Source organism: Marinobacter manganoxydans MnI7-9 (genome assembly GCF_000235625.1).
Lineage (GTDB): Bacteria > Pseudomonadota > Gammaproteobacteria > Pseudomonadales > Oleiphilaceae > Marinobacter > Marinobacter manganoxydans.
Map to the genome: position 1 here is coordinate 1 of NZ_AGTR01000032.1, position 26,221 is coordinate 26,221.

Here is a 26,221-nt window from a genome sequence, read left to right on the forward strand (position 1 = left end):
AGGGGATAGAATCCCTTGCCCCCCAGAAAACCCGCATCATGGGGCGCACTTCTTATCTGCTGGCGTGGTTCGGTGGCTGCGTTTCCATCGGCACCTTTACCATGGGATCCAGCGTGGTTGGCACACTGAACCTGCTGCAGGCCTCGCTGGCCATCGCCATTGGTTGTTTCATTATTGGCGCAGCACTGGCCCTGAATGGCGCAGCCGGCTACAAATACGGCATTCCTTTTATGGTACAGGCCCGCAGCGCCTTCGGTTTCGGCGGTACCCGCCTGCCGGGGCTGGTTCGGGCGGTCCCTGCCATCGTCTGGTACGGCTTCCAAAGCTGGATTGGTGCCGGGGCGCTGAACATGGTCTCTACCACCCTCTTTGGCTTCGATAACCTGGTCTTTTTCTTCATCGCCTTCCAGCTGCTGCAGATCGCCCTCTCCGTCACCGGCTTCCAGGGCATCAAATGGCTGGAGAACGTGGGCAGCGCTTTCATCCTGGCCTCCCTCGTCTACATGTTCTACAGCACCGTCCAGCGCTACGGCGACACCCTCTCGGCGAACCTGCTGACCATGGAAGGCTCCTGGGGCCTGCCATTCTGGGGTGCCACCATGCTGTTCCTTGGCATCTACAGCACCATGATCCTCAATGTGAGTGACTACGCACGGGAGCATGAATACGGCACCGGCCCCGGACTGCTGACCACCATCTACTCCATGTCGATCCTGCCTTGCACCCTGTTCATGGGCCTGATCGGCTACATGGTTTCAGAAGCCACCGGCATTGCCGACCCGATTCAAGTGTTCGCCAACGCTGTAGATAACCAGCCGCTTCTGATGACCACCCTGATGTTCATTGCTTTTGCGCAGGTCACCACCAACGTGCTGAATAATGTGGTACCGCCCACCTATGTTCTGATGGACGTATTCAAGCTGACCTTCCGCAAGGCCACTATCATTGTTGGCCTGCTGGCATTCGCCACCTTCCCCTGGGAACTGGTGAAAGACGGCTCTGCGGCTGGCCTGCAGATCTTTGTACAGACCTACTCCGCGTTCCTCGGACCGATCTTCGCCATCCTGGTGGTGGACTACTACCTGATCCGTGGTCGTACACTGAATCTGGATCACCTCTACAACCCCGATGGCCCCTATAAGGGCGTGAACTATGCGGCTCTGATTGCAACCGTCCTGGGCGTCATCGTTGCCCTGAGTTTCTCGGCCGTGTCCTGGTACGCCAGCCTGATTCCCGCCGGGCTGAGCTATTACCTGCTCATGAAACACTGGCCGGCCTGTCAGCGCTTCCGCGACTGAATACGCCCTCAGACAAAACGGTGACAATCATGAAAGACAGTGAACTGAACATCCGCCAGATCGATCCCACGCTCTATAACGAGGATCTGGCGCCGATCCCACACACCAAGCGAACCTGGGGCTGGTTTGAAATCTTCAACGTGTGGTCCAACGATATCCAAAGCCTGTTTGGCTACACTCTGGCAGCCTCCCTGTTCCTGACCTATGGGCTGAATGGATGGGCCGTTATGGCCGCAATTATCCTCGCCGGCTTTATTGTGATGGTACTGGTCAACCTGTCGGGACGGCCCAGCGTCAAATACGGTATTCCCTTTCCCGTGCTGAGCCGCGCCAGCATGGGGGTTCGGGGTGCCAACTTTCCGGCCATGCTGCGGGGGATCGTTGGCATCTTCTGGTACGGCGTGCAAACCTACTTCGCCTCCACCGCCGTGACATTGCTGATTACGGCCTTCTACGGCCCGGGCGACGGCACCACGTTCCTCGGGCTGTCGGGCGTGGCCTGGCTTTCCTTCGTGATCGTATGGGTTTTTCAGATCGCCATCTTCTGCAGTGGCCTACGGCACATTCAGCGCTTCCTGAACTGCGCCGGCCCTCTAGTTTACCTGGTGATGATTGGCCTGATGATCGTGGTCTGGACTAAGGCGGGCGATCAACTCCTGCCCGCCGTAGGCTCCATCTTCAGCTCCAGTAGTGGGGAATCGGTGAACCCGATTGGTGCCTTCTTTGCAATCGTCGGCACCATGGTGGCCTACTTCGCAGCCGTGGTTATCAACTTCGGCGACTTCACCCGGTTTGTCCGCAGTGAGAAAGAAATGAAACTAGGCAACCTGCTAGGCCTGCCCCTGAACGTGGCGTTCTTTTCATTCATCGCCCTGATCATCACCGCGGGCACCCTCGTGCTGTTTGGCGAGCCGTTGACCAACCCCACTGAAATCGTGGAACGCGTCGATTCCGTGGCTCTGACCATTATCGCGGCGCTGACCTTCTTCGCCGCAACGGTGGGCATCAATTTGGTAGCCAACTTCATTCCGCCAGCTTACGACTTGGCCAACCTGTTCCCCAGTAAAATCAGCTTCCGGATCGGCGGGCTGATTACCGCAACCATTGCGTTCTTTGTTGGAGCACTGTGGGTGTCGGTGATCAGCCAGATCGGGGTACCCGGCTTCGTGAATGCGCTCGGTGCCATACTCGCACCCTTCTACGGCATCCTGGTGGTGGACTACTACCTGATCAAAAAACAGGACCTGAACATGGAGCAGCTGTTCTCCTCCAGCCCCGACGGCGCCTATCACTACGCCAAGGGATGGAACACCCGTGCTATTGCGGCCTTCGCCCTAGCGGCCCTGTTCTCCATCTCGACGGTTCTGGTACCGGCCCTGAGCAGCCTGGGCGGTTACGGATGGTTGATTGGTGCCGCCCTCGGCGGCCTGTTCTACTGGGTGATCATGCCCGGAAAACAGAGCCTGGCGGCGCTTCAGACCCATAGCTGATCCAACAGCCTGCCAAGGCCTTGCCAGAACGCCCCGCCCTCACAAGCGGGGCGTTCTGGTTTGAGCCTCAAGCATCAACCGCAAAGATATCCCACAAGTCCGGGGTTTCCTCGGGCTCTTCAAAAATCGATAACGACGCTTCGATCGACTTCAGGTGTCGTTCCATGAAATCACTGGCCTTCGCCCCATCGCCTGCGGCAAGGAAATCAATCAGGTTATCGTGGTCGTGGGACTCGCAACCCAGATGACCGGCATTGCCATACACGGCCAGGATTAGCGAGGAGCGGGAGGCCAGTTGGCCAACAAATCCGGCCAACGTACGGTTACCGGAAATTTCGGCAAGACGGGCATGGAAGATCGCTGAGAGCTTGATAGCGATTCGCTGTTCACGATTGCGGAGCGCTTCCCGCTCCTGCTTTGCCATCTCCTGCAGCTCCTGAATGTCTTCCTCGGTGATACGCTTTGCCGCTGCATCCATCATAGCGCACTCAACCAAAAGACGGGCCTCAAACACGTCTCTGGCTTCATCGACCGATGGCCTGGTCACACTGGCCCCTCGCCGTGGCGTGAGAGTGACCAATTGTTCAAGGGCAAGACGCTGGAGCACCTTCCGGATGCCGGTACGGCTGACACCGAAAACATCAGCCAACGCGTCCTCGCGCAGACGTGCACCCGGCTTGAGCCGATGCTCAATAATGGCTTCCGATATTGACCGATAGATAGCATCCAGCCCGTTATCTCCGGGCCCGGAGCCTGATACTTGGCCCCTGCCACTTGAGGTCGTTTTGGCTGTTTGCCGACTATCGCTCATTGTACCCTCACATGATTAATGAACCAATCTCGGCCACCATTGTATACGCTCTTTGTGCACACAGACGAATTGATAAGGCCTTTATGGCCTCCCTGTAATGAGCTTTCCCGGCCCGTCCCTCAATCAGGGCATTTGTTGGAGAGATAACGGCTGGCCGACACCTTCAAGCAAAAGCAGTTAAAGAGCTCCTCGTCCCAATGTTCGCTTCTGTTTAGTAGTGCCCTGGATGCGGCTAGATTGCAAAGCGGACATTCTGGTACGACGCCTGGAAAGCCGCTCGCATGCCTGGCGTATCGACAAACCGACCATCAATCTCTTCAACGGTCCGGCCGTGGCAGTCTGGGTAGCATGGCCTCCACGTCAATCGTGTAGGTAGAGAAAAAAGCTTCCGCCGCTTCAATTAAAGCTGTCTCGTTTTCAAGTATCCCAAGATAGACCGGCCACTCGGCGTCTATCAGTTCCGTGCTATAAGGTTCCGGATCTACGTCCCCCAGCTGTGCAAGAAACCGGAACTCCGTTTCGTTCATGACGATGTAATCGCACCGTTTGCGCAAAAACATTTGCAGCATCTGCTGGGCATTGTAGCCGTCATGGCGCACCAGATGGCTCCCGATCCGCCCCTCAAGCCCATCACTGTAGACAAACCATCTGCGAAGACAGATACCTCCCTTGAGGTCATCGAAGGAGTCCGGGCGCCGGCCAGGTTGCGCGAACACGCGGTCACGCCAGGTTAACAACGGCCCTACGGCGTGCATTTGGTCCGGCAAAGGCATCCATAGCGGGTTGGCGAAAACCGCGTTGGCCAGTCCTCGTTCCATCGCCCAGGCCTGGCGTTTACGCGCCATCGGGACGAAATCGGCTGCGATACCGGTCTGTTTGGTGAATTCATTGATCACCTCGACCAGAATGCCCTCGCTGAGATCATTGCCGTAATAAAACGGGAGAAAGCTCTCGTCCGAACCCATAATCTTGAGCGTTTGGGACGAAACTGGAAGGAACCAGAATGCCATGATGATAAACAGGACTGCTCTCATTCGGTCCTCGTTGGAGTGATCAACCGGGTAAGGCCGTCGCTTGCCCGACTCTGCCTTTCGAGTTACAGACAGTTTGGCTCGAATTCTGGCTACATACCATAAGAAAGTCGATGTCGCTGCAAAGTCAGCTTTACCCACAAAAACTGTGGATAACTTTGTGGGAACAGCTCGGATAGGTGTCTTCAGCCCTGCAATGGCAGGGCCTCAGCCATTGTGGCGTTTTAATGACCGGCCAGCGAATAAACAGCCTTATCAGGCTAGCGAATACCCTTCGACTGCAGCCATTGGCTGATCTGCGCCTGATTCATGGCGCCGCTCTGGCGGGCCACTTCCCGGCCATTCTGGAACAGGATCATGGTAGGGATGCTGCGAATGCCAAACTGGCTGGCCGGGCCTTGGGCCTGTTCCGTATTTAGCTTGGCAAAACGTACCTTGCCCCGCCAGTCTCTCGCGGCCTGTTCGAACTGAGGCGCCATCATTTTGCAGGGGCCACACCAGCTCGCCCAGAAGTCCACCAGCACCGGCAGATCACTGCGCCCGGTATGATTAGCAAAGCTCTGGTCTGTAAGTTCCAGAACCTGATCCGGCCACAACGGCTGTTTGCAGGCGCCGCAATTGCCGCCAGATGACAATTTATCCGCAGGCACGCGATTTACCTTGTGGCAGTGGGGACAGACCAGGTGTCGGATATCAGTCATGATTGATTGCCCTCAGATTGTGTACTGAGATAAATGATCAGGGCAGACCAGACGAAATCAAGCAGCGCTTCATATTACTCGTCTCGCCAAAGCGGCCAGGCGATGAAAACTGTACTAGAAATCAGACATTACGTCCTGAAGATCCTGCTTGAGCTCTGCCGGTTCGGTGATCCATACCGTTTTATCAGGGCCGGGAAATACACCCACATCGAGGCCATCCTTCGTTAAACCGGGGACCCATTTCCGGAAGAAGTCCGGCAGTGAAATACTGCGGGGCGTCAGCTCATCGCCGCCGTTGGCGTACTCGGCGGCAAACGCCGAAGCCGGCCACACGGGCAGGTATTCCACATCGCCATCGTCCGAGGCGATCTTGAGGAATTGGCTCTGGCCGTTAACCAGGATCCAGATTTCCCGTTCCTCGGCCACTTGGCTCAGGAAGTAGTCGTACCGCTCTTCACCATCCATTTCCATTACTTGATTGAGGTCTTCACTGCTCATGTCAGGTACGCCACTCCAGTCGTTTGCTTTTCGGTATTCGGCGGAGCCTAACACGTATTTGGCGGAGACTGGCGGCCGCTTATCCAAAACATTATCAGCAACGCTGCAAGGGCCAGGTTGCCTAAGAGCATAAAGGGATACATTTCCGGGGAGATTCGCAACCATTCACCAGTAAAGTTCATCTTGGCGTGGAAAATCAGCACCGCTAGAACCATGCTGAACCGCAAGACACTATTCACGCGTAAAAGGAGCATCACTGAGGTCAGACCTCGAAACGGCGTCTAATTCAGAATAATCGGAGCATCCGAATGAAAAAGTACCTCGCCCTCCCGATCCTGTGCATCGCGTTGCCTGTATTCGCCCAACCGGCGCCTCCGCAAAAGGGATTCAGTGGTGAAGTCTCGCTAAATGCGGGGATCATCTCTTCAACGTCCAACTTTAACGTCGATGGCAGCGCCAGCACGTTGTTCAATAAAAGCGTTCTGATGATGAGCTCAGCCTGCTTGCAGCTTACGAGTACCCGCAATTCATGGGCTGGAAGGACTGGTCGTTTATTTCTTTTGCCGGCTTTGGCGACACCCAATCCAACCTGACCTTCTACGATGAATCCTCGTACCTGTTTGCGGTGGGGCTAAATTATAAGTTCTGATCTCGCCTGGCCTTCAAGCGCTCAACCAAGGCTCAGTTTTCAACCACTCGGGCTCGAAGCCTGGGTAGCTGAGCCGGGTAGTGTTCCTGAATGAAGGTTACCATGCCCTCCCGGATCGCACATCTGAGGTCCCAGTTCTTGCTGGAATTGGCGGCGCTCATCAAAAAACGCACCTGAATGGCCTGATCACTGGAATCGGTCACCTGCACCGAGGAAAATTCGCCATCCCAGAGCCCCGATTCATTGAGCAAACGAGTGAACTCCTGCCTGAGCGGTTCAACCGGCATGGTGTAGTCCACCCAGATAAAAACTGTTCCCAGCAACTCTGCGGTATTCCTGGACCAGTTCTGGAACGGGTTCTCGATAAACCATTGCAGTGGCACTACAAGGCGACGCAGATCCCAGACCCGCAAAACCACATAGGTGGCTGTCACTTCCTCTACCCAGCACCACTCGCCCTGCACATACAGCACGTCGTCTATACGGAAAGGTTGGGTCAGAGCGATCTGCATACCGGCCAGCAGGTTGCTCAACACAGGACGGGCCGCGAACCCGAGAATAAGGCCGCCGACACCCGCGGAGGCAAGAAGGCTGGCGCCCATGTGCTGAACCGATTCAAAGGTCATCAGGGCAGCGCCCAGGCCGATGATCACGATGAGAATATTAAGTGCGCGGACCAGGAATCGGGTCTGGGTCTCGACCTTGCGCGCCCGCTTCCAATGCCCTTCCAGCACTGGATTGAGCGCGACAATGACCTCGCCAATGGCCGATGTCAGTCGAACGGCCGCCCAGGTGATGGCAAGGATGAGTAGAAGGGTGGTGATTTGCTGAATCGCCGCCATCAACGGGAGATCCGGTGGTGCGGCCGCCAGCGAACCTGCAAGGGTGAGCAGACAGAAAACAACACCGAGCGCCCGGGCAGCCGCATCGAGGAACAGGCGAATGACCGTCCTGGACCCTGAAAAATGCCGAAAGACTGCCAGAGCCAGTCGGTACACGACATAGGTCGCAGCAACTGCGAGAATCGCCGTAAAACCCGGCCACAACCATGCCTTGAAACCGGCTTCAAACGATTCCAGCATCTGCCCTCCCCGAGCTTTCAATCAGAAAAGTGGGCAGGCGAACACATCCCTGTATTCCGCTCAGCCCCGTAAAAGCCTAGACCAGCCCTTGCTCCCGTGCCATCGCCATGGCAGCTTTCGGTCCGGTCCAGAGCGAGGGGAGGATAACCAGTGAAACCGGAATCGCTGTCAGCACGATGAACTGCTGGAGTACGCCAATCTGGCCGGCGCCCATATACAGAAGAATGGCCGCCATCAATGCCATGGCACCGCCCCAGAACACACGGATCCAAGGGCTTGGTTCGTCGTGGCCAGCTCCGACCATAGCAATCGAATAGCTCATGGAGTCGCCGGTGGTGGCAACGAAAATGGTTGTCAGCAACAGAATCGCCGCCGCCATCCAGGTGCCGCCGGGCAAAGCCTGAGCCACGGTCAGTGTGGCGACATCAAAGCGAAAGTTGTTCAGAGCTTCAGTCAGGTCGAAAGTACCGGCTAGCTGGTGATAGATACCGGAGCCACCGAGCAGGGTGAACCAGATGGTGGTCGCGATGGGGGCCAATACGGCCACCGCCAGAACCATTTCACGAACTGTCCGGCCCCGGGAGATTCTGGCAACAAACACTGCCATCAACGGCGTATAACCAATGAACCAGGCAAAGAAAAACACCGTCCACCATTTCATCCACCAGGCCGGTGCCGTTTCTGCGGTCATGGTTGCCATGGCAAAGAACGAGGTGACGTATTCACCCATCGACTGGGTGTAGGTATTCGCCAGGAACAGCGTGGGGCCGAAGACAAAGATAACCCCGGCAATAACCAACGCCAATATCACGTTGAAACGGCTCAGCAACTGAATGCCCTTATGCAGACCGGTCATGGCAGAAGTCATGTACACCCCGGCCAGAACCACCAGAACGCTCAGCTGGGTACCGTAGCCGTCTGGCACTCCGAACAGCTCATGCAACCCAAAGCTCATCTGGGTGGCGAGAAAACCGATGGGCCCGACGGTGCCGGCCACCACGGCAATCACACAGAAGGCATCGATGACACCACCGAGGCGCCCCTGAATGACTTTCTCACCGAATACCGGGTACAACAGCGTTCTTGGTTGCAAAGGTTTGCCCTGTCCGTAGTGGGCCCGCGTCAGGACCAGGGCTGTCAGGGAGCCGAGCACGGCCCATGCCAGGAATCCCCAGTGCGTGAACGACTGGGCCATGGCGGGAGCGACCGCTGCGGCGGAGCCAGCTTCGGTATTAAAAGCCGGAGGCGTAACAACAAAGTGGTAAACCGGTTCACCAGCGGCAAAAAACACCCCGCCTCCGGCCAACAAGGTACACATGATCATCGACAGCCACCGGAAACGGCCGATTTCTGGTCGATCCAGTCCGCCTATCCGAGCGGCGCCGGCCCGGCTCAGGGCTGTTCCAATGGCGATGAAGAATGTGAGTAGCAGCAGTAACTGGAAAAAGGAGCCCAGATAGGTGGCGGTCCACGCAAACCCGCTACCGATGAGTTCCGCCACGTAGCTACTGTCGAATATTGAGGCCCCTACGAACAGAAGTATGAAGCCGATAGTGAGCACCAGAACAACGGGATCGCTGTCTGTCAGCGGCCCACTTCTGGCTCGCGGGAGAGATTCGGATTGCACGGTCATAAGGTCTGCCTCTGGAAGAAAAAGCCGCGCAGGCTGCAGGAAGTGAGCGGTTCATGCACGGGGATTTCTGAAAATACGCATGCTCCGATGAAAACCGCCGCCCGGCTGTTCGGCCTCATTGGGCTGATCATGTTCATAGCGCCCGCTGCAGCACCCTCGCTGGGGTCACTCATGTTGGCGCTTGGCGAGTGGCAGTGGATACTTCTCATGCTGGCGGGCTATGCCGCGTTTCTTGTCCTGACGCTGCAGGTTGCGCTTTTCCCGAAGCTCCAGCCTCGAATCCCGACCACCACACCGATTCGGTCCCTGGTGACCAACTACCTGCTGGTGCTCAGACATAAAACCACCATGCGTTTTATCGGCATTCAGGTTCTGTGTTTCAGCACCATGCTGTTGCTCATCACCCATTCCTCGTTCATCTACCAGGAATGGTCTGGCCTCTCCAACAGCACGTTTGCCATTCTATTCGCCGCCAACATTGCGTTCATGGCTGCCCTGAACCTGATCAACCGTCCGTTACTACGGCGATTCTCCTCGGTGCAGCTGGTGCGCGCCCCGGACAGTCGCCCTGGCGAAAAAAGAAGCTGGCGTGTAACACTTTGACCACAGGGAAGCTCTAAACGGTTTGCAGGGAGAATTGAACCATCCCTGACCATCGAAACGTATGCATGTGGGTAAAAAAACAAAGGACGTGTTCGACAATGACAGTGCCAATACCGGAAACCGCCTTCTCATCCAGAGCGGCGTGCCGCACGACAGGTTTGCTGAGGACGCCGGATACTTCCAGAAGTCGATCCCTCTGAGACACCCCCTCATTTTCTACCTTGGCCACACCGCACCATTCTTCGTTAACAAGCTGGTTCTGGCCAAGCTGCTACCCGAGCGCATCGATCCGCGCATGGAGTCGATTTTTGCAGTGGGTGTCGATGAGATGAGTTGGGACGATCTGGACGAGGACCATTACGACTGGCCTACCGTCGCCGAAGTCATGGATTACCGGGCCAAAGTCCGGGCCACCGTTCTCGAGTTGATCGAAACACTGCCGCTCAGCCTGCCAATCAATTGGGAGAGCCCCTGGTGGCCCATCGTCATGGGCGTCGAGCACGAGCGTATCCATCTGGAGACCTCGTCTGTACTGATCCGCCAGCATGATCTGGCAATGGTCCGCCCGCAGCCGGAAGGGGCCCCGATTCGTGAAACCGGTGAAGCGCCGGAAAACGAGCTGATCACCGTGCCAGCCGGCACAGTTTCAATCGGCAAACCCTACGATGACGCCTACTACGGCTGTGACAATGAATACGGCGAGCATGAAGCCGAGGTCGATGAGTTCAGGGCCAGTCAGTATCTGGTCAGCAATCAGGAATTCCTGGCGTTTGTTGAAGCTGGCGGTTACCAGGAAGACCGGTTCTGGAGTGAAGAAGGTTGCGCCTGGCGCCAATTCGCCAAGGCCAGGCATCCAACGTTCTGGCGCTGGCAGAATGGGTGGCACCTGCGACTGATGACCGAGGAAGTGGAGATGCCGTGGGACTGGCCGGTGGAAGTCAATTACCACGAAGCAAAAGCCTTTTGCGAGTGGAAACGGGAGGAAACCGGTATCAAAGAGGTGGACAACGACCCTGCCAACGCCAACCTGCACCTGGACCATGGAGCATCTTCCTGCCCGGCTTCCGCTACATCGACTCGGAAAGCGAAGCGGTGCAACCCAATGCCTACTACGAAAGCGACCGGTTGCTGACTGAATACGCGGAGCTCCACTTCGGTGACACCTGGTTTGGCGTGGAAAACTTTCCGAAGGCCCTGGCGGATCTGGCCCTGGGTGCCATGAATGGCAAGCCCACCGGCAAAGCAGTGGATCTGGGCTGCGCCTGTGGCCGGTCCAGTTTCGAGCTGGCAAGGCGCTTTGACCAGGTGGAAGGCGTCGATTTCTCAGCCAACTTTATCAGGCTGGGCGTGGAAATGGCCGAGCAAGGCTCCATTCGCTATGCACTTGCAGAGGAAGGCGAACTGGTCAGCTATCACACCCGAACGCTCAAAGAACTTGGCCTCGAGGAATGTTCTGAGAACGTGAGCTTCTACCAGGGGGATGCCTGTAACCTGAAACCGCAGTACTCGGGCTACGACCTTGTTCTGGCGGCCAACCTTATTGATCGCCTCTACCGCCCAAGGCGTTTTCTGGACAGCATTCACGAGCGAATCAACGACGGTGGGCTGTTGGTTATTGCTTCACCCTACACCTGGCTGGAGGAACACACGCCGAAGGAAGAGTGGATTGGCGGTTTCAAAAAGGATGGTGAGAACCACACCACGCTGGATGGCCTGAAAGAGCACCTCTCACAGCATTTCAGGCTAGTCAGTCAGCCGAGAAAGGTGCCTTTCGTTATCCGCGAAACCCAGCACAAGTTCCAGCATACCCTGTCGGAAGTAACTATCTGGGAGCGGTTGCCGCGCTGATCAGCGCGGTAATCTCTCCTCTGAAAGGGCTGAACCAGGTCGTTTAACTCTTGCGTCCCGCAAAGCTCATTCTCTGGTTCGCGAGCTTTTCAGGTGTCCCCGTCCAGGCGTAGGCCAGGAGCGTAGGCTCAAAGTCCCCGGTGGTCATACGGTGGGCTTTTTCCGGCGGGTTGAAGAACAGGGAGCCCGGCGTAAATACGCTGTAGTTGCTGTCAGAGACCGAACCACTCAAACAGATGTACGACTCGCTGATGCCGTCGTGACTGTGTTCCGGGTAGGTACATTTTGGGCCGAATAGCACCAGGCCCAGTATGACGTTTTTGCTGAGCACAGGTCCGTTCGGGCCCATCAGCTCAGCGTACGCGTATTTACGGGCCAGGCTTTTATGCATCCTTTCATAGCCATAGCGCCACGTAAGCTGGCCAGAGACTCGCGTCAGGACTCTAACAACTGGTGCGGTCCGCTCACTCAATCCCTGGTCCAGAGCCCGCCCGAGCCATGCGCATACTGGAAGCTGCACAGGTTGGTCAAACTCAACAACAGGATTGGACTCAAGTTCAGCGTTAAGTCGATTTCGGACATCTTTGAGATGCGAACGAATGACCGGGTTTCCACCCGCAGAACCAAATCTATAGAGGTGCCAGTACTCCCGAAACACATATTGCCAATCCACATGATCTGAGAGTCTGGCCATATCCGCTCTTCTCCTGCGCGTATCCGGAAGTTCGGGATTCAGGATAGGTGATTTTGTGTTTCACAAACAATGCCGCGCCCCGGAGGCCGCGGCAAAAACGGCTTCAACCAGATTACTGAACCTGCTCGAAGTAACCCTTCAGCCGATCCTTATTCGTGGCGGCAGCAGCGGTCAGCTTGTCCACCGCGGCTTTGGCAGCGTCGTAGTTGACCGGGTCGCCGGGCTCAGCCTTCACAAATCCTGGCTCAAAGACCATTGCGCCGTCAGCGCCAGAGTTTTTCATTTCAACGACATGCTCTGCTGCCATAACCACGCCGGACGCAAGGGTCAGTGCAACTGCGGCTAAACCATTCTTGAAAGTTAATTTCATAGTAACTTCACCTCATTGGTCGGACCTTAAAAGCACTAGGAATTACGCACCCCACTCACATCAGGATTGTTTTCGGAGCTACGGGCATATCCCTATGGGAATGACGGTCGTGTTTCGCCGACTGACAGGCCTGAGAACCAAAGACGGTCTGTGTCGTACACACTTTTATGATGTTTACAGACCTCGTAGGCGTCGTCTCCAAAGCAGCAGTCCAGTTTGCTCGACTGATCTGATAATCCCCATAGAGCCGAACAGGGTTTTATGCAACAAAAGACGATCACTGACGAAACCTTGAAAATGGGCGTTGACGTCCTCGCTGAGAAAGATCCCGATCTTTACGAGGTGCGAGCCCGACTGGGATACCCTCCAATCTGGACTCGCGAACCGGGGTTTGCATCATTGATCCACATCATCCTTGAACAACAGGTCTCGCTCAAAGCCGCAGCTACGATGTTCCAGCGGCTAGCGTCCCACCTTGGATCGGTAACCCCGGAACTGGTCCAGAGGGCTGGCGAGCCTGAGCTAAGACGAGTCGGGCTTACCCGACAGAAATCCAGGTATTGTGTCGAGCTGGCCAACCGCATAACCGACGGCAAACTCGACCTCGCGCAAGTCGAAAAGCTTGACGATGTGCAGGGCCGAAGCCACCTTTTAGAAGTACCCGGTTTGGGGCCCTGGACCGTCGACATCTATTACATGATGGCGCTACGACGGCCGGATGTCTGGCCCCAAGGCGACCTGGCACTGGCATCCGCAATACAGGACATCAAAAATCTGGATGCCCGACCGACAAAAGAAGAGCAACTGGCCTTTGCCGAACAGTGGGCGCCCTGGCGAGCACTGCCCGATGTGCGCGGCTGCACACGGCTGGGTTGGCCTTGGGCGAATCGTCTATGCAAGCTCGTCAGAGCAGCTTTCAGCCTGGCTGGACGAACTGCACGTGGCGCCACCACCCGTGGCAACCCTTCCGATCAATGAGGTTGTTCCGGGCGTTCCCACTGAGGGTCCCTTCCCCGCTCTTGCTGACGCCCTGAGAGAGCTTCACGAGCGCTACGCTTTGGCCGATCGGAACAAAACATAATTGCCCAGCAGCGCCAGCGAAGCGCCCAGTACCGCCGTTGTTGTCCATTCAAAGCCCTCGAGCCAGGTCGAAACGCTCAGGGCAACCACGGGGAAAAGTACCGTCGCGTAGCCTGCTTTGTCGGCGCCGAGCGTCTGAATCACCGTGATGTAGCAATAGAACGCGATGATTGAGCCGGGAACGGCCAGAAAGACGGTTGCGCCCCAGAAAGTCGCTGAGGTCGGGACTACCCACTCAACACCAAGCAACAGGCACCAGATGCCAAGAATCACCGCGCCGTAAACCATGGCCCAGGCATTGGCCAGTAACAGCGGCACCTGAGACATCCGCACCTTGATGCTTACCAGGTTACCCATGGAAAACCAGAAGGTGCCGCCAATGGCGAAAAGAATGCTGGTGGCTGTGGCATTCCCCAGTTGCAGATCGTGCCAGAACAGCAGTGCCACACCTGTGATCCCCAGAGAGATCGCCGGATAAAGCCGGGCGGTAGGCCGGAGCCGTAACCAGAGCCAGCCATTCAAAGCGTTAAACAGAGCGGCCAGCGAAAACACCACCGCCAGCAGACCGCTTGTCATCGATTCTGCAGCACGATAAATCAGCAGAAAGTTCAGGCTGTACAGGGTTGCCCCCTGCAGCACCAGCCAACCGTGCTGTTTCAGGGTCAACTTCTCCAGCCTGCGCACCATGGCAAGAACCACCAGTGTCACGACAGAAGCCATAAAGAATCGGTAAAACACGGATATGTCGACCGGCGCCGCTTCAACCTGCAGACGAATCGCTGTCCAGGTGAGACCCCAGATCAGTACCGTCAAACCATAGTGAACAGAGATGGGCATGCCAGTGGGGTCCTGTAGCTATCGGGAACAATGGTTGATCGGGGGTCAGAGTAGAACCAGGACAGCACCAAAACTTGTCAGATCCTGCTGAACCATGGATGATTCTTGAGGCGGCCTCTCGTCCAGACTGATCCTACATCCCTATACCAACGCCGTACAACTCATGCAAAAGTGCCGTTTAACCACTCACTTGGGAGACCTATGCGCATTCGCGTAACGCACCAAAGGTTTACCATTGCTCTGCAATTGATACTGCTTGGTGAAGCGCTCTTTGCAGTATGGGGCCAACGATGGTTCACCGCATTTCTGACGGCCATGATTATCGCCATCACCTTCTTCCCGTTGCTGTTTGAGCGCCGCTTCAGAATCCACATTCCGCCGGAGTTGCAACTGGCCGCCATAGGGTTTGTGTTTGCTTCCCTGTTTCTCGGAGAGATCCGTGATTACTACACGCGGTTCTGGTGGTGGGATATGGCGCTCCATACCATGTCGGGGTTCCTGCTGGGTATTCTCGGCTTTCTCCTGGTGCACATAATGAACGAGACTGAAAAGATTCACGTGCACATGAAACCCGGCTTTGTTGCATTTTTCGCATTCATGTTTGCACTTGGCGTGGGCGCACTATGGGAAATTTTCGAGTTCACCATGGATTCCCTGTTTGGCATGAACATGCAAAAGCCCATGCTTGGTGATCCTTCCGGGCTGACGGATACCATGTGGGACCTGATCGTCGATGCGACCGGGGCACTGGTCATTTCCGTATTAGGCTGGCGCTATCTTAAGAACCCTGACAAACGCTCCTTTCTGGAGCGCTGGATTGATTCTTTTATTGAACGAAATCCGAGGTTTTTCAAACGCTAATGATTCGAAGGAAGCTACATGCAGGTCTGATGGCCCCGTCAGAGAAGGCATGGCTTCATGCCCTGCCAAATGGGATAATGCCTGCAATTTCAAATCCGCCGAACGAAGTCATTCATGTTTCTATCGTATAAGAGCATCCCAGATTCACACGGATTCACCCTGATAGAGCTGGTTCTCGTCATTCTGATACTTGCGGTATTGGCTGCGTTTGCGCTCCCCCGCTTCTCGGACCTCTCCACCGATGCCCGCCTGGCCGCATTGGACTCATTGGCAGGCACGATGCAAAGCACCATCGGAATTGTAAGAAGCAAGGCCTATGCTCAGGGTCTGTCACCTGCAGCAACCAATCCTGGCGGAAATCAGCAGACTGGCTACGTAATAGAAACTGAAGCGGGCCGTTCAGAGGTGGACTGGCGCAACCTTTGCCCTGAAAGCCGAGCCGAGGCTGCGGATTCGCTAACAATGCTGGATTACATCTCGGTGGACGCCAACGATTCCTCGCTCGAAACTTTCGTCAACAACCAGTACACCCGCGCAGGATTCTCCGTGCCTTCAGGATCGGCCCCAGGTCTTCCGGGTTGCTATGTCGAGTACGATTCCTTCGGCGACCCGGAATGCACGGTGACCCAGATAACTTCGGAATGCTGACACCTATCCTGGCGGAAGGTCGTTGTGATATGGCCTACTTTACCAAAACGGACCGGGGCACCAGACACTCCATGGCCGTGAGCGAAACGTCCCGGAATACCGCCTCTGAGGCAACAACGCTCGGGAATCGATCGTAAAGCATCCGCCGACACGTGGAGGTTCGTGCCTCGGCTTTTTTGACGCAATCAGCATGGGCTCTGGTTTCACTGCCCTCGCCAGTGGCGTCTGAGCAGAAGTCCGGAATCTGGGTAAAAATCCAGTCAACTGCAGCACTCAATTCAACCGGATTGGCCCGCAAATTGGTCAGGCGGCTTGCATCGATGGGATCGGGTTGGTCGCGGGTCTGCTCCCAGAGAACAAACAGCAGGGCAGCAGATACCAGTACAACAGTAACCTTGGGAAACTTCATGGGCGCCTTTTCAATCCGGTGAATCAGATCGCCGATCATAAACGCTCAGGCATCTGCTGTCCCGGTTTCCTATACTAATCAGGATTTCACACAAAAGGGCTTTCGACGCAAAGCGCCCTGCCAATCAGGCAACCCTGTCACTTAAGCCAAAAGGAGTTTTGCAAATGACCACACTGATTGTCGGTCTGGTACTGTTTCTCGGCGTGCACTCGCTTTCCATAATTAACGAGCCGCTGCGTAACCGGCTGAACGCGTCCATGGGCGAGGGAGCCTTCAAAGGACTCTATTCCGTGGTGTCCCTTGTAGGCCTGGTTCTGATCGTCTGGGGATACGGCGCCGCCCGGATGGATCCCACCGTGATCTACGTGCCTCCCGGCTGGCTCAAGCATGTGTCCTTCCTGCTTCTGGTACCTGTATTCCCGTTGCTCTTCGCCACTTACTTCCCGGGGAAAATCAAGGAAAAACTGGGGCACCCCATGCTGGCTGCCGTCAAACTCTGGGCTCTTGCGCACCTTCTCGCAAACGGGATGCTCCACGATATTCTGCTGTTCGGCGCCTTCCTGGCCTGGGCCGTGGCCGACCGGATCTCCATGAAGCGCAGAACCCAACGGGCCATTCCAACGCTGCCAGCCACCAAAGCCAATGACATCATCGCCGTCATTGGTGGCCTTGCGGTGTACGTGATCATGGTGGTCTGGGCCCACCAGTGGCTATTTGGCGTAGCGCCGGTCTGAACGACCGGCGCTCAAACGGATTAAAGGCCCTGGGCTCCGCGGCGCAACCAGTCATGCACGAACGCAAGCTTGCGTTGCGCCGTTTCCGAGAGCACAAACGGATAAAGGTCAGACAGCCCCATGGAACGGTTCACGTGGTTAACCCGAATGGCCAGCGACGCTGCGACATTTATCAGCATTGCCGTGTCTGGCTCTGAGTAAGGGTCCCAACCCTGCCTCGGCACCTCGGGCGATGTCAGTCCGGCTGATACAAGACTGTCAGTGATGTCTGTCAGGTGCAGCAGGTGTGCAGCCGTCTCGGCCCAGTCTTCGTGAGGGTGTGCCGAGGCGTAGCTGGTCAGGTAGAAAAGCCTCCAGTCTTCCGGCGGACCGTTATGGTAATGATGCTCAAGCGCTGTCGGATAATCAGCGCGTTCATCACCAAACATCTCCCGGAACGCATCCAGAAAGTCCTCACGCAAACTCAGGCGCCACCAGAGCATATGAGCGATTTCATGGCGCATGTGGCCGACCATGGTTCGATAGGGTTCGTCCAGGGCCTGCCTCCGGGTGGCACGAACCACTGGATCCGCTTCTGCAACACTGATCGTTACCACACCATTGGCGTGCCCCATGGCAACCGGGGTCAGGCCTTCCGCCAACATGTGGAAAACCGGGCGCGTGCCCGGATCCTCAGGGCGAAACCAGTGCCAACGGCCGAGGTTGTCCAGCACCCAGCGCTTGGAGGCTTCTGTCTCGGCCCAATTGGGCATGGCGTTAGGAATATTGGGGTCGGGCGCCAGAGCAGTCATCGCGCAGGAACGACAGAAGGCCCCCTGTTCAGGCGCAATCCAGTTGCAGCCGATGATGTCCCGGTTCGCGCAAAAGGGCGGCATCGGAACGAAAGACCTGGCCTGTGGATCGTACGCGACCGGTGTGCCCTGTGCCGTGGTGAGATTGTCAAACCACAGATTTCCGGAACCAACCGGGTTGGAAAAAACCTTCATAGAGCTGGTGCTCCTCTTGAACGGCAGTAAGCTCGAAAATGTGTTGCCGTTCTTCCGAACCTATACCCTATAGACAAGGAACACCAGCCAGACCACCAAATCGACCGGGTATCACTTACACGCTGATCACCATATCGCCGTAATCAAAGCGCACTTTCGGTAAGCCGGAGGTTCGGTCACGGGCACTACGGTAACCCAAAGCAACGATGGCAGTAGTCTCAAGGCCCAGTTTTGCCAGTCCAAGTACGTCATCGTAGGCTTGGTGATCGAAACCGGTCATCGGGCAGCTATCTACTCGCATTGAAGCTGCAGCAGTGAGCAGGGTCCCCAGGGCAATATAGGCCTGCTGGTGCGCCCACACCCGTTTTTCTTCTCGGGATTTGGCTGCAAGCGCCTGTTTCATGTGCTTAACATAGCTAGAAATATCGTCTGCAGGCACACCTCGGGTTTTCACAAGCTGTGCGACATACCTGTCGACGGTATGATCACCAATGTCTGTCTGCGCCGCAAAAACAATCAGGTGCGAGCAGTCCAAGACCTTTTGCTGGCCAAAGGAGTAAGCCAACAGATCCTTCCGAACCGACTTGTTTCCTATAATCAGGATCTTATATGGCTGCAGTCCATAGGAAGAGGCGCTCTTGCGAGCCGCATCAACCAGCGTTTCCACCGTATGGGCATCAAGCTTTTCGGGCGAAAATTCACGGACGGCGTAACGCCAGTCCAGGGCTTCGTGAATGTTCATAAAGTTGTCTCCTTCGCGTTGAGGTAGCAACTCTATGGAACTACGAGACCCTGCAAAACGGACAGAATAGAACTACATATTTTCCAGAATGGAAATAGCCAGCAGAAGATCCACGGGATCAGCGCTATTCCCAATAGGGTTTCTTGCCCAGATGTTGGTCCAGATGGTCAAGCAGCAGGCGAACCTTGGTGGGTTGCTTGCGCCCCGGCGGAAACAGGGCAAATACAGTGTAGGGTTTGGGCGGGAAGTCAGGCAGCAGGGGAATCAGTGCGCCTTTTTCAATATCGCCCTGAACCAGAAACCGCGGCAAGAAACCAACGCCGGCCCCCCTCAACAAACTCTGGCGAATCGCCAGGCTGCTGTCCGTTCGATAGTTGCCGCTGACCCTTACCTCCCGATCGCCCAGCTCCCAGACTCTCGGTCTGTCATGCAGTGAAAACGTCAGGCAGTTGTGCTGTGTCAGGTCTTCCGGACCGTGAATCTCCGGGGCACTTTCCAGATACCTCGGCGATGCGCAAACAATGTTTCTGGACGTTCTCAGTGGCCTGGCCATGAGGCTCGAATCGGCCAGGGAGCTTCGAATCCGAATAGCGATGTCTACGCCCTGCTCCACCAGATCGACCATCCGATCGCTGAGCTGCAAATCGATATCGATCTCGGGAAAGCGGTTCAGAAAACTGTCGATAGCCTCTGAGATGTGGGTCAGCCCGAAAGACATTGGCACATTCAGCCTTATTGTCCCCTTTGGCTCCGCCTGAAACCCTCTTGCCTCCAGTTCTGCGTCTTCCAGTTCATCCAAAAGGGCTTGGGTACGCTTGAGAAAGGCAAACCCCGCATCGGTCAGGTTCATTCGGCGAGTGGTTCGGTTGATCAGCCTCGTATCGAGGTCCCGTTCCAGAAAAGCGATGTGTTTGCTGACCGTCGCCGCAGTGATCTCCAGGTCATCCGCAGCCCGGGTAAAACTGCCCAGCTCCGCCACTCGCCTGAAGATGTTCATCGCTACCAGCTTGTCGGTGGCCACTGAACGCTCCTGATTATTTCCGATTTGGAAGAAGTATTGTTCGAATGCGCCCAGTTATCAACTTAATCAATTACGGCAAACTGGCTCACGGTAATGCCCCTCACAACCCGGAGCACTTAGTGATGATAGCCTCTATGCAGCGTTCGCTTTTCCCGCCCCAGGCCGCAGTTTGGGGCCTCCTGCTGGCCAATGGATTCCTGATCGCCTTGATGCTGGCGCTGGCAAAAGCCGCAACATCCCAGGGTATGCCGGCCGTCACTTATGCTTTCTGGCAAACGCTTATTGCAGGATCCGTTCTGCTGGTATTCTCCCAGAAACGCCGCTCTCTGTTGGAACGTCGCCTGAGCCGCTATTTTCTTATCAGCGGTCTGACCGGCATCGCGGTCCCGAATGTCATCGGGTTTTATCTGGTGACAAAACTGGGGGCAGGATTCACGGGCATCATGTATGCCCTGCCACCAATATTTACGTTTCTGATCGCCACTGGCATGGGGCTCGAAAAACGCAGCTGGATCAAACTGGCCGGGCTATCGATTGCGGTCATTGCCTGCGCCTGGATCGTGCTGCAACGTCATTCTGAGATCAGCAGCCCGAACCTTCTCTGGTTCGCCATGGGCCTGATCATCCCAGCCATGCTGTCTATCGGTAACGTCTACCGTTCAGTGGCATGGCCTGATGCAGTAAAGCCCATGGTCCTCGCAGCAGGCACATTGCTGGCTTCAGCTATGACACTTGGTCTGTTTGCAGGTCTGGCTGGGACGCCCATTTTTCCCGTAGGCACAGGATCTTACCTTCTTGGTATTGTCATTCTGCAGGGCCTTTTAACTGCGCTGACCTACCTCTGCGCCTTTGAACTACAGCGTCGCTCCAATCCGGTTTTCTACAGTCAGCTCGGCGCAGTCGCCGCCATGTTCGGGTTACTGATTGGCGTAATCTGGTTCAACGAGCGCTACTCAGTTGGCATCTGGCTTGGCGCCCTCGTGGTTATCCTGGGGCTCCGGATAAGCAACAGAACGAAACCAACGAGCCCTGAAACCTGAGTCATCAAGCGCATTCATAACCAACCCTCAAACAAATTCATTTGCCTGATCCGGATGCCGTTTCTAGGATGGTGGCTTCTGTCGCCCAAAATAAAAATCACACCCCGGGGAACAAGGCACCATGACTTTTCGCTCCGTACTGATTGCCAATCGCGGCGAAATCGCGATCCGCATTGCCCGAGCCTGCAGCGAACTGGGATTGCGGTCTGTGGCCGTATTCTCTGAAGACGACGACGCCAGCCTGCATACCCGTATGGCCGATGAGGCGGTGGCTTTAACGGGCCATGGCGTAAAGGCTTACCTGGATGGAGCGCAACTGATAGAGGTCGCAAAGGCCCATGGCTGCGAGGCGATCCATCCTGGCTACGGATTCCTGGCGGAAAACGCCGGTTTTGCCCGCGCATGCGAACAGGCCGGGCTGATCTTTATTGGCCCTTCGCCCGACGTGTTGGAGGGGTTTGGTGACAAGTCGGCTGCCAGGGCCCTGGCAGAACGCTGCGAGGTTCCCCTGATAAAGGGAATCAACAGATCGGTGAGCCTCACCGAGGCCCGCGCCTTCCTGGACGAGCACGGTCCTCTGATGATCAAAGCGATTGCCGGTGGCGGCGGCCGCGGCATGCGGGCGGTTCACGCCGAAACAGAACTCGAGCAGGCCTTCCAGCGCTGCCAGTCCGAGGCTCAGGCAGCGTTCGGCAACGGCTCACTTTACGTTGAGCAGTTGATCGCTCGGGCAAGGCACATCGAAATCCAGATAGTCGGCGACGGTACCGGAGCCGTCAGTCACCTCTGGGAGCGCGACTGCAGCCTGCAACGGCGAAATCAGAAGCTGATCGAGATTGCACCGAGTCCTTTACTGGACGCCTCGATCCGGGATGACATGATCGACAGCGCCCTGAAACTGGCCGGCGCCGTTAACTACCGTGGTCTCGGCACCTTTGAGTTTCTGGTGGACGAGGACCACCCCGGCCGTTTCTATTTCATGGAAGCCAATCCCCGCATCCAGGTAGAGCACACCATCACCGAGGAGATTACCGGCGTTGATCTCGTTCAAACCCAGCTGCAATTGTTTGGCGGCCAAAGCCTCACTGATCTGGCTCTTGAGTCGCCACCCACCAAGCGGGGCTTCGCGATTCAGGCGCGAATCAACAGCGAAACACTCTACGCCGATGGTCATGCCACCGCCGCTACCGGCACATTGAGCACCTACGAGCCACCGTCTGGCCCGGGTTTACGGGTCGATGGCTACGGTTACGCCGGTTACACCATCAGTCCTTCGTTTGACTCCCTGCTCGCCAAGCTGGTTGCCCATGGCGGCGATTACCCTTCAACACTTCGGCGGCTTTATCGCGCCCTGTGCGAATTCCGGCTAACCGGTGTCAGCAGCAATATTGGTCTGCTGCAAAATCTGGTCCGCCATTCCGGCGTGGAAACCTGGGCTGTTACCACCCGCTTTGTCGAAGACAACCTGAAACACCTGATCCCGGAAGCGACCAAAACCGCTCACCCGCACCTGCACTTTGGCAACGCATCTGCCTCGGCGGTCGACGAAAGCCCGGGCGCCATCGCCGCACCGGCGGGCACCATCGGCATTGAGGCGCCCAGTTCAGGCACGGTTGTCAGTATCGATGTGACACCAGGAGATTCCGTCGCCATCGGCGACCCGGTGGCGGTGCTTGAAGCCATGAAAATGGAGTTTGTGGTCAAGGCAACCAACTCCGGCATCATCCACGCTATTGCCGCAGAACCAGGGACAACGGTGAACGACGGGCAGGCACTGGTCTACCTGGAACCAGCCGACGTCGAGGCCGGCGGCATTCAGAATGAAGAGACGGTTGATTTGGAGTACATCCGGGCCGATCTCGCCGAGGTTCTGGAGCGTCATGACCTGCTGACTGACCAGCGCCGACCGGAGGCGGTCGCAAAGCGGCGTAAAACTGCTCAGCGAACCGCTCGTGAGAACGTTGAAGACCTGCTCGACCCCGACAGCTTCAATGAATACGGAGCTCTTGCACTGGCGGCACAGCGACGCCGACGTTCGGCGGACAAGCTGGCTGAAATGAGCCCGGCGGATGGCCTGATTACCGCCATTGGCACCGTGAACGCGCCGGCATTTGGCCCCGAAGCCGGGCGTTGCGCCACCATGGCCTACGATTACACGGTGTTCGCAGCCACACAGGGGCTGACGAATCACCGCAAGGCAGACCGAATTCTCGCTCTGGCCGAGCAATGGCGAATCCCCCTGGTTCTATTCGCAGAAGGCGGTGGGGGTCGCCCATCCGACACCGACGCCAACGGCGTTTCGTTTCTGGACTGTCATACCTTTGTCGGCATGGCACGGCTCTCCGGCGTCGTGCCCACGCTCGGTATTGTGTCCGGCCGTTGCTATGCGGGCAACGCGGCACTGCTTGGCTGCTGCGACACCATCATTGCCACCAGAGACGCCAATCTGGGGATGGCGGGACCTGCCATGATCGAAGGCGGCGGGCTTGGGCGGTTCAGCCCGGAACAAGTGGGGCCGGTGTCCGTCATGGGGCCCAACGGTGTGATTGATGTCCTGGTCGAGGACGAAACTGAAGCGGTCAGTGTGGCGAAGAAATATTTGTCTTACTTTCAGGGCACGTTGGAAGGCTGGCAGTGCGACGATCAACGACGGCTACGCCACCTGATTCCGGAAAACCGCATGCGGGTCTACGATATCCGTCAGGTTATCGAAACCCTGGCCGATCAGGACAGTGTCCTGGAACTCCGCAGCCAATTTGCGCCAGGCCTGATCACGGCTCTGGTCCGTATTGAAGGTCGTCCCATGGGCCTGATCGCCAACAACCCGGCCCACCTGGGCGGAGCGGTCGATGCCAGCGCAGGTGACAAGGCTGCCCGCTTCATGCAGCTCTGTAATGCCCACAGCCTTCCGATCCTGTCACTGTGTGACACACCGGGCTTCATGGTGGGGCCTGACGCCGAAAAACAGGCCACCATTCGCCACATCTCGCGTATGTTCGTGGCGGCAGCCAAGCTCAGTGTGCCTTTCTTCACCGTGATTCTGCGTAAGGCGTACGGTCTTGGCGCCCAGGCCATGGCAGCGGGCAGCATGCTCACCCCCTTCTTCACGGCCGCCTGGCCCAGCGGTGAGTTCGGGCCCATGGGCTGGGAAGGCGCCGTGCGCCTGGGCTTTGCCAAAGAACTGGCCGCCCAGCCTGATGAGGAATCAAGGCAGAAGATGTTCGATACTCTGGTCGCCAAAGCCTATGAGCAAGGTAAGGCGCTCAACGTGGCCAGTTATCTGGAGATTGATGCGGTGATCGACCCGCAGGAAACGCGGGCGTGGTTGATACGCGGGCTCAGTTCCACTTCCGGCATTCAGTCTGGGGAAGGCGGGAAATTCGTCGATACCTGGTGAGCGGGGGCTCTAGAATTGGCTTCTGCCCCGCAACAGAACCTGAAAATCATCAATACTGTCGTCGCCATCCAGGGGAAAGGCGAAGTCGAGGTGCAGCATACGCTGCACCTCAATGCGGCTGGACGCCAGCCGCATGCCGAAGCCAACATCCTTCAGAACACCTTCGTCCGGCCCACTGTTCCGTTCGTCAGTGAACCAGGCCCGGCCGACGTCAGTGAAGATTACACCACCAACCCGAAACAGCTTGAACGGATGCCAGTCCGGAAAATAGCGCCGCTCCAGGGTCCATAGCAGCCTGCGGTTACCCTGCTGGTATTCGCTGGGATAGCCACGCAGGCCGTTCTCCCCGCCAATCAGCAGTTGCTGATCGGCTGTCAGATTGTGCGCTGCGGTGAACGCGAGATTGGTGTACCAGCTGTTCCAGCGCTCCGAGCCGCCATGGAAGTACTGAACGCTCACTGTGCCCAGCAGGTTTTCCACCCGATCCTCGTCGAGACGGTAGGTGCCGCTCTGGCTGAGGGAATAGCTGGCGTAGTTGGTCTCCGAGGCATGCAGCGCATCCTGGAAATCCATATTCAGAACCACCCGGTCTTCCGTGGCACCCAACCCGCTGCCCGAGTAGCCCAGCTCGGCCCGCCAAACGAAACCGTCCCGCACATCTTCCACCCGCTGGAGCCGGGTCAGGTTGGTCATTTCACGGAAACGGTTCTGGCGGTAATCAAAGCCAATCCAGGGGTAACTCAGGGTCCTGTCGTCTGGAAAGATGTCGAGATCGGGTTCGTTGGGCAAACGGTCGAACATGAGTGCATTGTAGCGGTAGCCGGCGAGCAACCTCAGTTGCCGATCGTTCCTCTCGGCCAGGCGCCAGCCTCCATCGATACTGAAGAACTCCTGGCTGCGCCGATAATCGGCAATAGCCTCCGCGCCGACATAGCGGGATTCTTCCCTTACGTCATCGATGCCGCTCAACCCAAAACGCCAGTTGGTGGTCTCGCTGAAGAAAGGCCTCTCAAGGTAGGCGCCTCGGCCCCGGCCGTCGCTTCTCTCGTCGAACGAGAACCCCGCCTGCCAATGCGAACCCAGTACGTTCGGGTCATCAAAATAGAGACTGGTTTCGGTGCGGTCCGGGTCCTTCGCATAGCCAATGCCGAGGCTCTTGCCTGATCCGGCAAAGTTGGGGTCAGACAACCCGAAGTTGGTGGTATTTTCGCCCCCGGATCGGGATACCCCCACGCTCGGGAACAGTGTCCAGGTATCCCTTGTAAGCACGCTTACCTCAACCTCGTTGCCACAAACCCGGGTTACGCCTACCCAGGCAGCGGTCAAATACTCACGCTGGCGCAGCACCCGCTCGGATTCGGAGATAAGCTCGGGCTCGTAGACATCTCCTTCTTCAAACACCAACTGGGCACGCAGGGCGGACTCCCAGGTAGGCGTGTTGAGCGCGATAAGAGTTCGATAGAGCGCGTTGTCCTGCTCAGGATCGGTGGTATCAAAGATGGGACGGCGAAGAACGCGGATGCTGGCGATGCGTGCATCCTCGGGAATCACCAGATCGCTCTGGCGGGCGAGCTGATCTCTCGGCTTGTCCAGATCAATGGCTTCCGGCTGGATACTGCTGGCAATACAATCGCCCTGGTCCGATTCGGCGGCCAGGCAGGATCCGGCAAAAACCATTCCCGAGACAACAAGCGTTTTCCTGGAAACCATACTGACCTCACGAGGCGCCCAGACAATAATTTAGCCCAGCGATGCCTC

General features: G+C 56.8%; 26 protein-coding genes. 12 read left to right on the forward strand and 14 right to left on the reverse strand.

Annotation, left to right across the window (positions count from 1 at the left end):
* Positions 1–1,298 (forward strand): NCS1 family transporter (locus KYE_RS08355; protein ID WP_008172325.1); only part of this gene is annotated, 1,298 nt, incomplete at its 5' end.
* Positions 1,299–1,327: 29 nt separating this feature from the next.
* Complete coding sequence (locus KYE_RS08360) at positions 1,328–2,788, forward strand: NCS1 family nucleobase:cation symporter-1 (protein ID WP_008172327.1); 1,461 nt, start codon at positions 1,328–1,330, stop codon at positions 2,786–2,788.
* Between the two features lie 67 nt (positions 2,789–2,855).
* Here KYE_RS08360 and KYE_RS08365 read toward each other — a convergent pair whose 3' ends face one another.
* The 4 genes from KYE_RS08365 to KYE_RS08380 form a co-directional block, all read right to left on the reverse strand.
* Positions 2,856–3,599 carry a GntR family transcriptional regulator gene (locus KYE_RS08365; protein ID WP_008172329.1) on the reverse strand — a complete coding sequence of 248 codons (744 nt, stop codon included), beginning with the start codon at positions 3,597–3,599 and terminating at the stop codon, positions 2,856–2,858.
* A gap of 317 nt (positions 3,600–3,916) precedes the next feature.
* Positions 3,917–4,633 (reverse strand): substrate-binding periplasmic protein, encoded by a 717-nt coding sequence (locus KYE_RS08370; RefSeq protein ID WP_008172330.1) that lies wholly within the window; start codon positions 4,631–4,633, stop codon positions 3,917–3,919.
* Positions 4,634–4,890: 257 nt separating this feature from the next.
* Positions 4,891–5,331, reverse strand: coding sequence for a thioredoxin TrxC (gene trxC, locus KYE_RS08375; RefSeq protein ID WP_008172333.1), 441 nt, complete (start codon positions 5,329–5,331; stop codon positions 4,891–4,893).
* Positions 5,332–5,445: 114 nt separating this feature from the next.
* Entirely contained in the window at positions 5,446–5,829 is a 384-nt protein-coding gene (locus tag KYE_RS08380) for a DUF2750 domain-containing protein (protein WP_008172335.1), read from the reverse strand.
* Between the two features lie 529 nt (positions 5,830–6,358).
* On the opposite strand from KYE_RS08380, the gene KYE_RS22340 reads away from it, so the two are divergent.
* Complete coding sequence (locus KYE_RS22340; protein ID WP_008172339.1) at positions 6,359–6,478, forward strand: DUF2860 family protein; 120 nt, start codon at positions 6,359–6,361, stop codon at positions 6,476–6,478.
* Positions 6,479–6,510: 32 nt separating this feature from the next.
* Here the strand turns inward: KYE_RS22340 and KYE_RS08395 are convergent, their stop codons facing one another.
* Positions 6,511–7,560 (reverse strand): mechanosensitive ion channel family protein, encoded by a 1,050-nt coding sequence (locus tag KYE_RS08395; RefSeq protein ID WP_008172341.1) that lies wholly within the window; start codon positions 7,558–7,560, stop codon positions 6,511–6,513.
* A 76-nt stretch (positions 7,561–7,636) separates the two neighbouring features.
* Positions 7,637–9,193, reverse strand: a complete 1,557-nt coding sequence (locus KYE_RS08400) for a BCCT family transporter (RefSeq protein WP_008172343.1) — start codon at positions 9,191–9,193, stop codon at positions 7,637–7,639.
* 87 nt (positions 9,194–9,280) lie between these two features.
* Between KYE_RS08400 and KYE_RS08405 the strand changes: the two genes are divergently transcribed.
* The 3 genes from KYE_RS08405 (at position 9,281) to KYE_RS21705 (ending at position 11,644) form a co-directional block, all read left to right on the forward strand.
* Positions 9,281–9,796 carry an MFS transporter gene (locus KYE_RS08405; protein WP_008172345.1) on the forward strand — a complete coding sequence of 172 codons (516 nt, stop codon included), beginning with the start codon at positions 9,281–9,283 and terminating at the stop codon, positions 9,794–9,796.
* 67 nt (positions 9,797–9,863) lie between these two features.
* The gene (gene ovoA / locus KYE_RS21700; protein ID WP_199185495.1) at positions 9,864–10,928 is read left to right on the forward strand and encodes a 5-histidylcysteine sulfoxide synthase; all 1,065 of its coding nucleotides are present in this window, start codon (positions 9,864–9,866) and stop codon (positions 10,926–10,928) included.
* Entirely contained in the window at positions 10,889–11,644 is a 756-nt protein-coding gene (locus tag KYE_RS21705; RefSeq protein ID WP_202945858.1) for a putative 4-mercaptohistidine N1-methyltransferase, read from the forward strand. Before ovoA ends, KYE_RS21705 begins: the two co-directional genes overlap by 40 nt.
* A 43-nt stretch (positions 11,645–11,687) precedes the next feature.
* Here KYE_RS21705 and KYE_RS08415 read toward each other — a convergent pair whose 3' ends face one another.
* Positions 11,688–12,338, reverse strand: a complete 651-nt coding sequence (locus KYE_RS08415; RefSeq protein ID WP_008172346.1) for a dimethylsulfonioproprionate lyase family protein — start codon at positions 12,336–12,338, stop codon at positions 11,688–11,690.
* Between the two features lie 112 nt (positions 12,339–12,450).
* The gene (locus KYE_RS08420) at positions 12,451–12,708 is read right to left on the reverse strand and encodes a hypothetical protein (RefSeq protein WP_008172348.1); all 258 of its coding nucleotides are present in this window, start codon (positions 12,706–12,708) and stop codon (positions 12,451–12,453) included.
* A 261-nt stretch (positions 12,709–12,969) separates the two neighbouring features.
* Here KYE_RS08420 and KYE_RS08425 point away from each other — a divergent pair, with 261 nt between their 5' ends.
* Positions 12,970–13,686, forward strand: coding sequence for a DNA-3-methyladenine glycosylase family protein (locus KYE_RS08425; protein WP_008172349.1), 717 nt, complete (start codon positions 12,970–12,972; stop codon positions 13,684–13,686).
* Between the two features lie 72 nt (positions 13,687–13,758).
* Here KYE_RS08425 and KYE_RS08430 read toward each other — a convergent pair whose 3' ends face one another.
* Positions 13,759–14,625 (reverse strand): DMT family transporter, encoded by an 867-nt coding sequence (locus tag KYE_RS08430; protein ID WP_008172352.1) that lies wholly within the window; start codon positions 14,623–14,625, stop codon positions 13,759–13,761.
* A 201-nt stretch (positions 14,626–14,826) separates the two neighbouring features.
* On the opposite strand from KYE_RS08430, the gene KYE_RS08435 reads away from it, so the two are divergent.
* Positions 14,827–15,486 carry a hypothetical protein gene (locus KYE_RS08435; RefSeq protein ID WP_008172354.1) on the forward strand — a complete coding sequence of 220 codons (660 nt, stop codon included), beginning with the start codon at positions 14,827–14,829 and terminating at the stop codon, positions 15,484–15,486.
* A gap of 114 nt (positions 15,487–15,600) precedes the next feature.
* Positions 15,601–16,134, forward strand: coding sequence for a Tfp pilus assembly protein FimT/FimU (locus KYE_RS22240; RefSeq protein ID WP_008172356.1), 534 nt, complete (start codon positions 15,601–15,603; stop codon positions 16,132–16,134).
* Positions 16,135–16,168: 34 nt separating this feature from the next.
* Here the strand turns inward: KYE_RS22240 and KYE_RS08445 are convergent, their stop codons facing one another.
* Positions 16,169–16,582, reverse strand: coding sequence for a hypothetical protein (locus KYE_RS08445; protein WP_008172358.1), 414 nt, complete (start codon positions 16,580–16,582; stop codon positions 16,169–16,171).
* A 125-nt stretch (positions 16,583–16,707) separates the two neighbouring features.
* On the opposite strand from KYE_RS08445, the gene KYE_RS08450 reads away from it, so the two are divergent.
* The gene (locus tag KYE_RS08450; RefSeq protein WP_008172359.1) at positions 16,708–17,277 is read left to right on the forward strand and encodes an NnrU family protein; all 570 of its coding nucleotides are present in this window, start codon (positions 16,708–16,710) and stop codon (positions 17,275–17,277) included.
* A 20-nt stretch (positions 17,278–17,297) separates the two neighbouring features.
* Here the strand turns inward: KYE_RS08450 and KYE_RS08455 are convergent, their stop codons facing one another.
* From KYE_RS08455 to KYE_RS08465, 3 genes are all read right to left on the reverse strand, one after another.
* A complete protein-coding gene (locus KYE_RS08455) occupies positions 17,298–18,263 on the reverse strand; it encodes a putative zinc-binding metallopeptidase (protein ID WP_008172360.1) in 966 nt (321 codons plus the stop codon).
* 115 nt (positions 18,264–18,378) lie between these two features.
* Positions 18,379–19,005 (reverse strand): NAD(P)H-dependent oxidoreductase, encoded by a 627-nt coding sequence (locus tag KYE_RS08460; RefSeq protein WP_008172361.1) that lies wholly within the window; start codon positions 19,003–19,005, stop codon positions 18,379–18,381.
* Positions 19,006–19,129: 124 nt separating this feature from the next.
* On the reverse strand, positions 19,130–20,026 hold the full coding sequence (locus KYE_RS08465) for a LysR family transcriptional regulator (protein WP_008172363.1): 897 nt from the start codon (positions 20,024–20,026) through the stop codon (positions 19,130–19,132).
* 122 nt (positions 20,027–20,148) lie between these two features.
* Between KYE_RS08465 and KYE_RS08470 the strand changes: the two genes are divergently transcribed.
* Positions 20,149–21,066 (forward strand): DMT family transporter, encoded by a 918-nt coding sequence (locus KYE_RS08470; protein WP_227497797.1) that lies wholly within the window; start codon positions 20,149–20,151, stop codon positions 21,064–21,066.
* Between the two features lie 121 nt (positions 21,067–21,187).
* Positions 21,188–24,463, forward strand: coding sequence for a carboxyl transferase domain-containing protein (locus KYE_RS08475; RefSeq protein WP_008172366.1), 3,276 nt, complete (start codon positions 21,188–21,190; stop codon positions 24,461–24,463).
* A gap of 9 nt (positions 24,464–24,472) precedes the next feature.
* Here the strand turns inward: KYE_RS08475 and KYE_RS08480 are convergent, their stop codons facing one another.
* Entirely contained in the window at positions 24,473–26,173 is a 1,701-nt protein-coding gene (locus KYE_RS08480) for a BamA/TamA family outer membrane protein (protein ID WP_039881947.1), read from the reverse strand.
* Positions 26,174–26,221 lie beyond the last annotated feature (48 nt).